The organism is Planctobacterium marinum (assembly GCF_036322805.1).
Classification (GTDB): domain Bacteria; phylum Pseudomonadota; class Gammaproteobacteria; order Enterobacterales; family Alteromonadaceae; genus Planctobacterium; species Planctobacterium marinum_A.
In genome coordinates, this window is the sequence record NZ_AP027272.1 from 1,889,460 (window position 1) to 1,902,192 (window position 12,733).

10 protein-coding genes are annotated in these 12,733 nt (G+C 45.0%); 3 read left to right on the top strand and 7 right to left on the bottom strand.

Annotated elements, in window-relative coordinates; genetic code table 11:
* Positions 1-142 precede the first annotated feature (142 nt).
* A complete protein-coding gene (locus tag AABA75_RS08480) occupies positions 143-829 on the bottom strand; it encodes a DUF2461 domain-containing protein (protein ID WP_338292180.1) in 687 nt (228 codons plus the stop codon).
* A 28-nt stretch (positions 830-857) separates the two neighbouring features.
* Positions 858-1,670: a posphoenolpyruvate synthetase regulatory kinase/phosphorylase PpsR gene (gene ppsR / locus AABA75_RS08485; protein ID WP_338292181.1), complete on the bottom strand. Its 813-nt coding sequence runs from the start codon at positions 1,668-1,670 to the stop codon at positions 858-860.
* Positions 1,671-1,908: 238 nt separating this feature from the next.
* Between ppsR and ppsA the strand changes: the two genes are divergently transcribed.
* Positions 1,909-4,281 carry a phosphoenolpyruvate synthase gene (gene ppsA, locus AABA75_RS08490; protein WP_338292182.1) on the top strand — a complete coding sequence of 791 codons (2,373 nt, stop codon included), beginning with the start codon at positions 1,909-1,911 and terminating at the stop codon, positions 4,279-4,281.
* A gap of 73 nt (positions 4,282-4,354) precedes the next feature.
* Here the strand turns inward: ppsA and AABA75_RS08495 are convergent, their stop codons facing one another.
* Positions 4,355-4,579 (bottom strand): PGPGW domain-containing protein, encoded by a 225-nt coding sequence (locus AABA75_RS08495; protein WP_338292183.1) that lies wholly within the window; start codon positions 4,577-4,579, stop codon positions 4,355-4,357.
* Positions 4,580-4,757: 178 nt separating this feature from the next.
* Here AABA75_RS08495 and ydiJ point away from each other — a divergent pair, with 178 nt between their 5' ends.
* Both ydiJ and AABA75_RS08505 read left to right on the top strand, forming a co-directional pair.
* Entirely contained in the window at positions 4,758-7,769 is a 3,012-nt protein-coding gene (gene ydiJ / locus AABA75_RS08500; RefSeq protein WP_338292184.1) for a D-2-hydroxyglutarate dehydrogenase YdiJ, read from the top strand.
* A gap of 73 nt (positions 7,770-7,842) precedes the next feature.
* Positions 7,843-8,127 (top strand): hypothetical protein, encoded by a 285-nt coding sequence (locus AABA75_RS08505; protein WP_338292185.1) that lies wholly within the window; start codon positions 7,843-7,845, stop codon positions 8,125-8,127.
* 68 nt (positions 8,128-8,195) lie between these two features.
* Here the strand turns inward: AABA75_RS08505 and AABA75_RS08510 are convergent, their stop codons facing one another.
* The 4 genes from AABA75_RS08510 to purB form a co-directional block, all read right to left on the bottom strand.
* Positions 8,196-8,657 (bottom strand): GNAT family N-acetyltransferase, encoded by a 462-nt coding sequence (locus AABA75_RS08510; protein WP_338292186.1) that lies wholly within the window; start codon positions 8,655-8,657, stop codon positions 8,196-8,198.
* Positions 8,658-8,813: 156 nt separating this feature from the next.
* Positions 8,814-9,956 carry a cupin domain-containing protein gene (locus AABA75_RS08515; protein ID WP_338292187.1) on the bottom strand — a complete coding sequence of 381 codons (1,143 nt, stop codon included), beginning with the start codon at positions 9,954-9,956 and terminating at the stop codon, positions 8,814-8,816.
* Positions 9,957-9,972: 16 nt separating this feature from the next.
* Positions 9,973-11,202, bottom strand: coding sequence for an adenylate/guanylate cyclase domain-containing protein (locus AABA75_RS08520; protein WP_338292188.1), 1,230 nt, complete (start codon positions 11,200-11,202; stop codon positions 9,973-9,975).
* Between the two features lie 148 nt (positions 11,203-11,350).
* Entirely contained in the window at positions 11,351-12,718 is a 1,368-nt protein-coding gene (gene purB / locus AABA75_RS08525) for an adenylosuccinate lyase (RefSeq protein ID WP_338292189.1), read from the bottom strand.
* Between the last annotated feature and the right edge of the window lie 15 nt (positions 12,719-12,733).

Here is a 12,733-nt window from a genome sequence, read left to right on the forward strand (position 1 = left end):
TTACTTTACCATTTCTAATTAATGGCGAAATGGTAATATCCGCCGGTTAAAAAGTAAAAGTGATTAGCCTCAGTAAGTTGTTTGGAGCTTATGGGGCTGCTGGATACCTTATGGAATCGCAAATCGCTTGGCGTTTTAGTCACTAAAACCTAAGAAGCAAAGCTTCACATAAAAAACGCATAAAGGGTTGGGTGGTTCCAAGCAGTCTGGCGACCCTCTCTGGTAAATCAGGCTCCAGAATAAAACTTTCAGGCAATTCTGCCACAGCGATAAAGTCTTTGCGTTTTATCTCTTCAATTAGAGGCAGGTCTTTGTCATACCCTTTTGGGGGGCGAGTCAGCTTGTTCCCTTGCAACTCAAAGTGCTGCAACATGGGTTGGTGATTGATGGCATCTTCATAGGGGCCGGGCTTGGCCACCATTAAGTCGCGAATATTTTTAAGTGCATCTGAGGCTGGAGCCCAGGCACCAGCGGCTAAAAACACCTGTTGGGGCTCAATGTGCAAATAAAAGCCAGGAGCGTGAACATCTTTTCCAATTTCATGACGAAACTGAATGCCAACATTAGTTTTATAGGGGGATTTATCTTTAGAAAACCGCACATCGCGGTAAACCCGCATTAAAGAGCCGCCTATCTTTTTGGGGATGGCTTCATAATGAGGAGATAATAGTTTTATCCAGCTTTCCATCTCAGTAATGAAAGCCAGTGCAGGGGTACGCACAGCGTCTTCGTATTCTTGTTTGTGGTCGTTAAACCAGTCCTTGTTATTATTCTCTTTTAATTTCTTTAAAAATTGAAAGATGGAAGGCTCAAAGTGTTGGAAACTCATCTCGGTCTACTCCATTAAAGTAACTTTTTTAATATTTGTGTCTGGATAAACCAGTAATGGACAGTATTTTGGCGGAGATTTCTTCAATAGAAAAATGAGTACTGTTTAAAAATGGGATCTTTTCTTTTCGATACAGGTTTTCCACCTCGCGTATTTCCATTCTGCATTGCTGCATGGAGGCGTATTTGCTGTTGGCCTTGCGCTCTGAACGTATTTGATGCAAACGCTCAGGGGAAATGGTTAAACCAAACAATTTGTTTTTGTAGGGGCGAAGGGCAGAGGGCAGCTTTAAAATATCGCCCATGTCATCTTCAGTAAAAGGGTAATTAGCGGCTTTGATACCGTATTGCAACGCAAGATACAGACTCGTAGGTGTCTTACCAGAGCGAGAAACTCCCACCAATACAATGTCGGCTTTACCGTATTCTTTCAGGTTGGTGCCATCATCATTTGCCAGTGCATAGTTTACGGCGTCAATGCGGATATCATAGGTTTTTTCATGGATACTGTGGGTGCGATGTTTCTCTGGTTTAGAGGGCACTCCTAAGGTTTTTTCCAGTGGCGCAATATATTGTTCGAGAAAGTTATAGTGGATGCCCTCCGAAGTGGAAATTATTTCCTTAACGTCCTTGTTAACGATGGTGTAAAACACCAATGGTCTTTCTCCGGTTCGTTGAAAAATTTCGGAAATTTTACGCACGGTTTCGTAGGCTTCTTGTTCAGTTTCAACAAAAGGTACAGTGACATGTTCGAACTGGATCGGGAACAAAGACAGTAAAGCATGGCCGAAAACCTCAGAAGTAATGGCCGTGCCGTCAGAAATATAAAAAGCAGTACGCATAGGGTTAAATTCCAGAATGTAGTAATATTATTACGAAATCAAATAAGATTTTATTTTTTATAACTAAAGCTCTACAATGCCCGTCCCATAAGGGCAGCGGTCACATTAAGTGAGTCATATTTCAGCATTAAACAGCGAAATTTGTAAATAATGACAAGCAAACCTCAAGCTCGAATTAATTCAAAAGTTGGTCTAGTTTTTTATTATTTTAGTTAATTGTTAATCGGGAGAGTCGGTAGTGCAAGATTACATTCTTTGGTATGAAGAATTAGGTATGAATGATGTGGGGCGTGTTGGTGGTAAAAACGCTTCTCTGGGAGAGATGATCTCCAATCTTGCCAATGCTGGCGTTCAGGTGCCTGGTGGCTTTGCCACAACGGCGTTCGCCTTCAATGAATTTTTAGAGCAGAGCGGTTTGAATGACCGCATCCATGACACTCTGGATGCGCTGGACGTTGACGATGTTGATGCCCTTGCAAAAACAGGTGCAGAAATTCGTCAATGGATTATCGATACGCCATTCCAACCTGTGTTGGAAGAAGCGATTAAAACCGCGTTTGATAAAATTCAGTCAGCATTTGAATCGGACGCATCTTTCGCTGTACGTTCTTCTGCAACAGCAGAAGATATGCCCGACGCGTCATTCGCTGGTCAGCAAGAGACCTTCCTGAATGTAAAAGGCTACGACAATGTACTGGTTGCCATAAAACATGTTTTTGCATCGCTGTTCAACGACCGTGCTATCTCTTATCGAGTTCACCAAGGTTATGACCACAAAGGTGTGGCCCTGTCTGCAGGTATCCAGCGCATGGTGCGCAGTGACCAGGCCTCTTCGGGCGTAATGTTCAGTATCGACACTGAATCTGGGTTCGAAAATGTAGTGTTTATCACTTCCTCTTACGGTTTAGGGGAAATGGTAGTGCAAGGCGCGGTAAACCCAGATGAATTCTACGTACACAAAGAGCTATTGGGTCAAGGTTATCCATCGGTGCTGCGCCGCAATTTGGGTAGCAAGCTAACCAAGATGATTTACTCTTCAGATACTGAGCACGGCAAGCAGGTTGAAATTGTCGATGTGGCTGAACAAGACAGCAAACGGTTCTCGTTAACCGACGAAGAAGTCATGGAGCTTGCCAAACAAGCCATGATTATCGAGCAACATTATCAACGCCCTATGGACATTGAATGGGCCAAAGACGGCCTGGATGGCAAATTATACATTGTTCAGGCGCGCCCGGAGACTGTGCGTAGCCGTGAAGATTCGCAAACCATTGAGCGCTTTCAGCTTAAGGGCAATGCTAATATCTTGTGCGAAGGTCGCGCAATTGGTCACAAAATCGGTGCTGGTACGGCAAAGGTTTTGGGCTCTATTGAAGAGATGAATCAAATACAGCAAGGGGATGTTCTGGTTACAGATATGACAGATCCTGACTGGGAACCCATTATGAAAAAAGCCTCTGCGATTGTAACCAATCGCGGTGGACGTACTTGTCACGCAGCGATTATCGCCCGTGAGCTGGGTATTCCAGCCGTAGTTGGTTGTGGTAATGCCACTGACTCGATCAGCGATGGTGACAAAGTAACGGTATCCTGTGCCGAAGGGGATACAGGCTACATTTATGGCGATGAGTTGGAGTTTGATGTTCAAACCTCCCGCGTCGATCAGATGCCCGAAGCGCCAATGAAAGTTATGATGAACGTAGGCAACCCGGATCGCGCCTTTGACTTTGCGCGTTTACCTAACCACGGTGTTGGCTTGGCGCGTCTTGAATTCATCATCAATCGCATGATTGGTATCCATCCTAAGGCGCTATTAAACTTTGATAGTCAGCCTGAGGATCTAAAAGCAGAAATCAGCGATATGATCTCTGGCTACGCCTCTCCTACCGAGTTCTACATTGAGCGTCTGGTGGAAGGTATTGCTACGATTGCTGGTGCGTTTTATCCGCAAAAAGTCATTGTTCGCATGTCTGACTTTAAATCCAATGAGTACTTCAATTTGGTGGGCGGTCATCAATACGAACCCGATGAAGAAAACCCAATGCTGGGTTTCCGCGGTGCCAGCCGTTATGTGTCTGAAGATTTCCGTGATTGCTTTGCGCTGGAATGTGAAGCCATCAAGCGGGTGCGCAATAAGATGGGACTCACCAATGTTGAGATCATGATCCCATTTGTTCGTACTCTGGAAGAAGGACAACAAGTTATTGATCTGTTAGCGGAGCAAGGTTTACCTAAAGGTGAGAATGGTCTGCGCGTGATCATGATGTGCGAATTACCTTCAAACGCACTTCTGGCGGATCAATTCCTTGACATCTTCGATGGCTTCTCCATCGGCTCAAATGATATGACGCAGTTGACTCTGGGCCTGGATAGAGACTCAGGCTTGATTGCTCACTTGTTTGATGAGCGAGATCCGGCGGTAAAAGTGATGCTGGGTATGGCCATTAAAGCCGCTAAAGCAAAAGGTAAGTACGTCGGTATCTGTGGCCAGGGACCTTCCGATCACGAAGATCTGGCTGCCTGGTTGGTAGAGCAGGGTATCGATAGTGTATCTCTTAACCCTGATACGGTAGTTGAAACCTGGCTGTATGTGGCAGAGCACCTCAACTAAGTTGAACACCCGAAATTAGAAAAGGAGCTGAATAGCTCCTTTTTTGTTGATTCGAATCAATTTTGCAACAATATCAACGAGAGTAACGACGCTTGCTTACGGCAGCATCCAATTTTCCGGCTCCCCAACTCATCACCTTTTGGCTTTTCCGCAACCATTTTCTGGCCAGAGGAAAATCAAAACTCAACATAAATAATCCGGCCACGAGAAACAGGATTGAACCGGGTAAAATGGCGAAGACAATACCGATAAAAACGCCAATCACACCTAGCGTGACTCTGGTGGGTTTATTAAACAAAACAGCACTCCTCCTGGAATTTTGATTAAACTATAACGCGTTGCCTGCTTCGGCCCAAATTTGCTCTGTTACAAAAGATGTCGATTGATCTGTTGTGACCACTTAACCCTATAAAAGTACAGTTAAATCATTATAATCAGCGCATCTAAATTTTGCGCAATTCAATACGCTGGAGCCTATGTTACCCCTCGTCGACAGTCAGCAATCCATCCTTCAGGAATATCAGGTATTTTTAGCTCAACTTAAACCTGCCGGTTATAAAGGGGATATTGAAACCCAATATTCCTCTCGCTTGGCCGTTGCCACGGATAACTCCATTTATCAGCGTTTGCCACAAGCTGTTTTGCATCCGCGTTCTACTGATGATTTAAAGGTTATTGGCACCCTGGCCGCCAAACACACTCAAGTTAAGTTTTCTCCGCGAGGTGGTGGCACGGGTACCAACGGACAGAGTCTGACTCAAGGTATAGTGGTGGATTTATCTCGCCATATGAACAAGGTATTGGAAATTAACGCCGAAGAGGGCTGGGTAAGAGTGCAAACCGGGGTGGTGAAAGACCAACTCAATGATGCGTTAAGACCTCATGGTTTCTTTTTTGCGCCAGATTTATCCACCAGTAATCGTGCCACTATAGGCGGTATGATTAATACCGATGCTTCCGGACAAGGATCGCTGGTGTATGGTAAAACCAGTGATCACGTGTTGGGGCTAACCTCTGTGCTTATTGATGGCACTATCCTGGAAACAGCGCCTGTGGCTGCCAACGAGTCTCAGTCAGATCGCTACCAATCTATCATCGAACAGCTCAAAGCCAGCTGTATCGATAAGCGCGAGCAAATTCTGGCTAAGTTTCCTCGCTTAAATCGTTTTCTTACTGGCTATGACCTTGAGCACGCGGTGTCAGAAGACTTAGCGACTATTGACGTGAGTCGCATTCTTGCTGGTTCCGAGGGCTCATTGGCGTTCATAACCGAAGCCAGGTTAAATGTAACGCCCATTCCAAAGAACAAAGTACTAATTAATATTAAGTATGACTCTTTCGAATCGGCACTGCGTCACGCACCCTCAATGGTAGCGGCCCAGGCAACATCGGTAGAAACGGTCGATAGTAAGGTCCTTAACCTGGCGAAAGCCGATATCGTCTGGCATTCGGTCAGTGATTTGATCAGCGATGTTCCGGGTAAAACCATCGATGGTTTGAATATCGTGGAATACAACGATGATTCGCGTGAAGACATTGACAACAAAATTGCGGGGTTGAAAGCCACCCTGGACTCACAAATAGCAAATAACGAAGCGGGCGTTATTGGTTATCAGATCACCGAAGATCTCTCTGCGATTGGCAAGATTTACGCAATGCGCAAAAAAGCCGTAGGTTTGTTAGGTAAAGCTAAAGGTTGGGAAAAGCCCATTGCGTTTGCTGAAGATACCGCGGTACCACCGGAAAATCTCGCTGATTTTATTATGGAGTTTCGTACTCTGTTAGATGCAAAAAAGTTGCACTATGGCATGTTTGGTCATGTGGACGCTGGCGTGTTGCACGTGCGCCCGGCACTGGATATGTGCGACCCGAAACAAGCTGAAACCATGCAGCAAATTTCTGATGAAGTGGTGGCGTTGGTGGCTAAATACGGTGGCCTGATGTGGGGTGAACACGGTAAAGGCTATCGCAGTGAATATGGCCCCGCGTTTTTCGGTGAGGAATTGTTTACTGAACTGAGGAAAATCAAGACGGTTTTCGACCCGCATAATCAGATGAATCCCGGCAAAATCTGTACGCCCCTGCAATCTGAAGAATCTTTGGTCAAGGTGTCTGATGTTAAACGAGGCGATTTTGACCGTCAGATAGCCATCGAAGTACGGAATAGCTTTGCCCCGGCATTAAGTTGTAACGGCAATGGCTTGTGCTTTAATTATGATACTAAAAGCCCGATGTGTCCCTCTTCCAAGGTTACACGTGATCGCAGACATTCACCCAAAGGGCGTGCTGGTATGCTCAGAGAATGGTTGCGTTTGTTGAGTGAGCAGGGCAGTGACGTTGCGCAACTAGAAACCGCAAAGCGACAACCGTTTTTTACCCGGCTGAAAAACTCCTTCTCGATAAAGCGAGAAACAGATTTCTCTGAAGAGGTCTTTGAGGTCATGGATCATTGTCTGGCATGTAAGGCCTGTACCAATCAATGTCCGGTGAATGTGGATGTGCCCACCTTCAGAGCGCGCTTTTTATCTATTTACTACCAGCGCTACAATCGTCCGTTAAAAGACCTATTAGTGGCTAACATTGAGAAAATGGCGCCATTGATGGCGAAATTTCCGGCACTCCCCAACTTCTTTTTGAAACAGAACTGGTTCAATCGTCTGTTGAAAAAAACGGTGGGCTATGTCGATTCTCCTGTGCTGTCCGTCCCGACACTTGCGCAGCGCATGCAAAAAGATGGACGACAAACATTTAACCTGGCGCAATTGCAAAGCTTATCTGACGCTAAAAGACAGAAAACTGTGCTTATTATACAAGATCCTTTTACCAGTTATTATGAAGCGCAAGTTGTGCAAGATCTGGCTTCACTTGCCAGCCAACTTGGTTATACGCCGGTATTGGTGCCGTTCAAGCCCAATGGCAAACCGCAACATGTTAAAGGTTTCCTGGATACGTTTGCCGCGACAGCTAAAGATACCGCAGGGTTCCTGAACCAACTGCAGCAGCTGAACATTCCCATGGTGGGTATCGATCCATCGCTAGTACTTTGTTATCGGGACGAATATAAGACCGTGTTAGGCGATAGCCGCGGTGATTTTCAGGTATTGTTGGTGCACGAATGGCTACAAAGAATCGCTGAGAAACCCCATATCAGCAAAGCCAAAGAGTTCGTTCTTTTTGGTCATTGCACTGAAAAAACCATGTTGGCTCAAAGTGAAAAACACTGGCAGGAGATTTTTGCTGAATTCGGCCTGACACTAAACGTAGAATCGGTGGGTTGTTGTGGCATGGCGGGCACCTTTGGACACGAAGCGAAGCATCTGGACGAATCCTTACAACTGTTTGAGATGAGTTGGGCCGTGCCCCTAGCCAAATATCAGCCGTCTCAAATATTGGCGACAGGATATTCATGTCGCAGTCAGGTGGCGCGAATTAAACAGTTCAAACCAAGACATCCATTGCAGGCGCTATTGGAGCAATTACGCCATTAAACGATTACTCGTGGGAACTTTTCCAGGCGGAGGAGTTCCTACAGATGATAACAACAATAAAAGGATGTTAATAATGGCCAAAACAATCATTGTACTTAGCCTGATTTCTCTTATCTCCGCTTGCAACGTTACTCAAGCGCCGCCATATGAAGCTGATAAAGCAGTTGAAGATCGCGAAAATTATTCTGGCACCAAAGGCATGGTGCAGTACGGTAAAGATCAGAACTATCTGGCCAAAAAAGAGCTGTCAGACAAGTGTGAACGTGCTCGCATTGATTTGGCCGTCGCCATTAATGAAGGTGATGAAAAACAAGTCAAAGCACAAGAGGGCATCATTCAGCGAAACTGTGTGAAGTAATTCCGCCAGGAATTTTCCAAGGGTTCGTCCCGAACCCATTAACTGAGCACAATAGTCGTTGACTTGGGTTAATGGGTTAGTTCAACCCTGGACCAGGAAAAGTCGCTCACCGGGCAACTCATTTTTTGCCGTGGAATACCACAATCCATAAATACTGAGCCAATCGGGTGAAATCCTTGTGATTCAAAGTGGTTTACACCGTCGAGCTCACATTGAACGTAAACGTCGTCCAGATCTTTCTCTTTGGCAATTTGCAGCAGTGCGGTGTAAAGCACATTGTATATTTCTTCGCCGCGATGGTGAGATATAACTGCGATTCGGCCAATTTCACCTTCGGGAGTAATGCGACCAGTTGCGATGTCTGAGCCATCAGAGTCGATTATCAGTACGTGCTCCGATAATGGATCCTGCTCGTCAAATTCTGACTGGCGTGGGATTCGCCACTCACAAACAAAAACTCTATCTCGTAAGCGCTTGAGTCGTCGTTTGGAATGACGCCAGTTCACTGTTTCAATAGTGAATGCGTTCATACTTGTTGTGTCTGTTTAATACCATTCGGTATAGGTTACTTTGCCCGGCTAGTTATTTTTGTTATTACCAGACTTACTATCTAAGGCCTATTTTTAACACGAATGAATAAAAAATCAATATGAATGCATAAATACGCGTATTCAATTTGGTACTTTTTAATCAGATTGTACAATCCATAAGCCCTTATTGATCAGTGTAGACAAGTTGTGAATAAATTGTGAACTGTTTTTGAAATTATTTTTCGATTTTGGCCGCCAAACGGTTGAATTGAGTAATAAATGCACCTCTTCCTGATCAGTGACAGGATATGCATACTCATCACTGTTGATAAACGCCTTTAACGCCTCACTATCTGTAGTTATTGCATAGCTGAGAGTATGAACTCCCGGGCATTTTTCAAATGCATAACCCTGCTCAATCCATTTCAAAACTTCTGTTGCTGACACATCTGTTTCAGGCTCTTCTGGTAAACATTTAGGCGCATCGGATAAGTGACAGCCCAGCCAGCTGCTAAATTGCTCTGAGTGCAGCATCGCGCTTATTTGCTCACGAAATTTATCAATTTCTTCCAGACTAATTTCACTGCTATGAGAGCGTGTTTTAAGCTCTGGATCGGTGTAGCGCAGCCCTTGATAGTCATTGTCCATCAGAAAGTCGCAAAAGCTATTTAGCAGCTCTGTTTGCGTTGATGCGCGAAAGCCCACTGAATAATTCAGGCAATCTTCTAATGCAACACCATTGTGAGGGTGGCCGGGAGGAATATAAACAATATCGCCTGGATACAGAACTTCATCCAGTACCGGCTTAAACTCAGTGATTTGTCTCAATTTCGGGTGCGGACTGATTTCTTGATAGTCCCCCGGTAAGCCTACTTGCCAGCGTCTGCTGCCTTTACCCTGGATAATAAAAACATCATATTGATCCAGGTGTGGGCCAACACCCGCGCCAGCAACAGAAAAACTCACCATCAGATCGTCCCGCCGCCAGCCAGGAATAAAATCAAATTCGTCCAGTAGATCCTGAGCGTCACGTAGATAGTTTTCTACGCCTTGTACCAGCAGCGTCCATTGTCCCTGACACAAGGGCGTGAAGTCTTCAAAAGGACCGCAGTTGTTTTGCCATTGATTTTCATTAAAGGAAATTATGCGACTGTCTATTTCTTCTTCCATTGCCAGACCAGCAAGCTCATGCTCGTCCAGAATGTCGGTTGTGACATCGAAAGCGTTGCGAATAATTGTGGGTTTCTTTTGCCAATATTCTGCCAAAAAAGATGCTGCGGTTATTTTTAATTGTTTCATATCCAGGAGATCGTTGTCACACCGAGTAGGGTTCTCTTAGCCAATAGACATTTTGCGGTCCCATGCCTTTAACTTCAATAGTATCGTGATAATCGAATATCAATTCCCCTTTCACTTCGTTGTAGGTGGCCTCGGTTACTTGAATTTTCCCTGCTGCACCCTGACTTTCCATTCTGGAAGCCAGGTTGACCGACTCGCCCCAGAGATCATAGCTAAACTTGTGGATCCCAATTACGCCCGCCACCACCGGGCCACTATTGATACCAATGCGCAGGCCCACATTTAACTGATGCTCTTTGGTCCAGAGAATGAACTCCTCTTGCATCCTGATGGCACATTGGCAACTGGACAGTGCATGACGGTGGTAACTCAAAGGAACACCTGAAACCGCCATGTATTGGTCACCTATGGTTTTTATTTTTTCCAACTTAAATTTTCTGGTGAGCTTATCGAAGCGGGAAAACAACTGGTTGAGCAAATTAACCAATTCGTCCGCTGGTAACTCTCTGGTTAACTGGGAGAAACCTTCTATGTCTGCAAACAAGATGGTGACATTTTCAAAGTAGTCGGCGATGGGTTTTTCCTGTTTATCCAACCGTTGCGCTATTTGCCTGGGCAAGATGTTGAGTAATAACGCTTCAGTTTTGAATTGTTCCTTGCGTATGCGATACCAGCTAGCCTTAAGAGAGGTATAAATAAAATAAGCCACTAAAAAGCAACTAATAGCAAAACTGAGAATATCACTTTGGGCAATGATGGCAGTGTTGAGGTTTTTATCGGTTGTTAACTGGTGATTAATCAATACCGATTCCCAGAACATAAACGCCAGTAGAAACCACAGCATCATGTATAAGATTTCTCGTGGCTTAAGGTCGAAATGCAAAAAAGGTGTAGCAAACATGGCGATTAAGAAAAAGTGGTGGATGGGCGTTTCAAAGCCATAGTTAAATGAGGTTAAGCCGATGTAGCTGGAATAAATAAGGATGAGCAACAACCTTGCCGTGCAATAGCGATTAGCTCTGTTTAGCTGAGGTATCAGCGAAAACAAAGTTATGTGAATTAAAATAAGCACAACCTGATTAAAGGATTCTGCACTAGCGAAAAACAAGTGCATAGGGAGCTGCAATATCAGCATGGCGCTGGCCACTAAGCTCAGAATGTTGGACATGCGAATAGATTGATATTGTTCCGCTTGATATTGCTTAACGCCGGAAAAAATCAGTTGCCGAAATAGGTGAGTAAACACGTCGTTCCATCGATAGTGATCAATGACCACAGTCTAGTGTTAAGGTAGGAACGGAAGTGTTAAATACGGGACTAAAAGTGTCAGTTTTGAGACTGACACTTTTAGTGAATGATGTTCACCAAGCCTGGCAGCTTGGCGAATATAGCCATTAGCGCTGAGCGGTTAGCTCTTTAGCCATACCGATGTAGTTAGCTGGTGTCATGGCTTTTAAAGCGGTTTTGGCTTCGTCCGGAAGCGCCAGACCATCGATAAACTCGGCGATGATTTGTTGATTTACCTTTTTACCGCGAGTCAGCTCTTTCAGTTTTTCATAGGGCTTTTCGATACCGTAACGGCGCATTACCGTTTGAATTGGTTCGGCTAACAATTCCCAGTTGTCATTCAATTCATCTAACAGGCTCTGCTCGTTAACTTGTAACTTGCTGATCCCTTTTAACGTGGCTTGATAGGCGATAAGCGCGTAGCCCACACCCACACCCAGGTTGCGCAATACCGTAGAGTCGGTCAGGTCTCGTTGCCAGCGGCTCACTGGTAGCTTAGTTGCCAGGTGAGCGAATACTGCATTGGCCAGACCCAAATTACCTTCCGAGTTTTCAAAATCGATAGGGTTAACTTTGTGGGGCATGGTAGAAGAGCCGATTTCGCCAGCAATGGTTTTTTGCTTGAAATGACCCAGTGCAATGTAACCCCAAACATCTCTGTCAAAATCCAGAATGATGGTATTGAAACGCGCAATGGCATCAAACAGCTCGGCGATATAATCGTGCGGTTCAATCTGCGTGGTGTATGGGTTCCAGGTAACACCTAAGCTGGTGACAAACTTTTCTGAGAATTCGTGCCAGTCGATATCCGGGTAGGCAGACAAGTGAGCATTGTAGTTACCTACGGCACCGTTAATTTTGCCCAGCAGTTCAACTGCTTCAATTTGTTTCACTTGTCTGGCCAAACGGGCTTTTACGTTTGCCATCTCTTTACCCATGGTGGTGGGCGAAGCGGGCTGACCGTGGGTTCTGGCCATCATAGGCACGTTCAGATATTCATCGGCCAAGTCATCAATGGCTGAAACCAACTTGTTGCACCAGGGCAGAATAACTTCGTCACGAGCGGCGCGCAGCATTAGTGCGTGTGACAGGTTATTGATGTCTTCTGAAGTACAAGCAAAGTGAATAAACTCATTTACGTTATGCAGTGCATCATTGCTCTGTACTTTTTCTTTTAAAAAGTACTCTACCGCTTTTACATCGTGATTAGTGGTGCGCTCAATGTCTTTGATACGCTGAGCATCATCTTCATTAAAATCAGCGACAATACTGTCCAGTAAGCTATTGGCCGCGTCATCAAACTGAGGAACCTCAACAATGGCAGGATGATCCGATAATGCCTGAAGCCAGCGAACTTCCACTTCTACACGGTATTTCAATAGACCGTATTCGCTGAAGATTGAGCGTAGTTCTGTGGTTTTATTACCATATCGACCATCAACAGGTGAGATGGCTGTTAAAGCAGACAGTTCCATTAAGGTGTCCCCGTT

Excerpts from the sequence above, each read along its gene's own strand:
- AABA75_RS08480 (WP_338292180.1), bottom strand. The coding sequence starts at position 829 with ATGAGTTTCCAACACTTTGAGCCTTCCATCTTTCAATTTTTAAAGAAA.
- AABA75_RS08510 (WP_338292186.1), bottom strand. The coding sequence starts at position 8,657 with ATGAACGCATTCACTATTGAAACAGTGAACTGGCGTCATTCCAAACGA.
- ydiJ (WP_338292184.1), top strand. The coding sequence starts at position 4,758 with ATGTTACCCCTCGTCGACAGTCAGCAATCCATCCTTCAGGAATATCAG.
- AABA75_RS08515 (WP_338292187.1), bottom strand. The coding sequence starts at position 9,956 with ATGAAACAATTAAAAATAACCGCAGCATCTTTTTTGGCAGAATATTGG.
- ppsR (WP_338292181.1), bottom strand. The coding sequence starts at position 1,670 with ATGCGTACTGCTTTTTATATTTCTGACGGCACGGCCATTACTTCTGAG.
- AABA75_RS08505 (WP_338292185.1), top strand. The coding sequence starts at position 7,843 with ATGGCCAAAACAATCATTGTACTTAGCCTGATTTCTCTTATCTCCGCT.
- purB (WP_338292189.1), bottom strand. The coding sequence starts at position 12,718 with ATGGAACTGTCTGCTTTAACAGCCATCTCACCTGTTGATGGTCGATAT.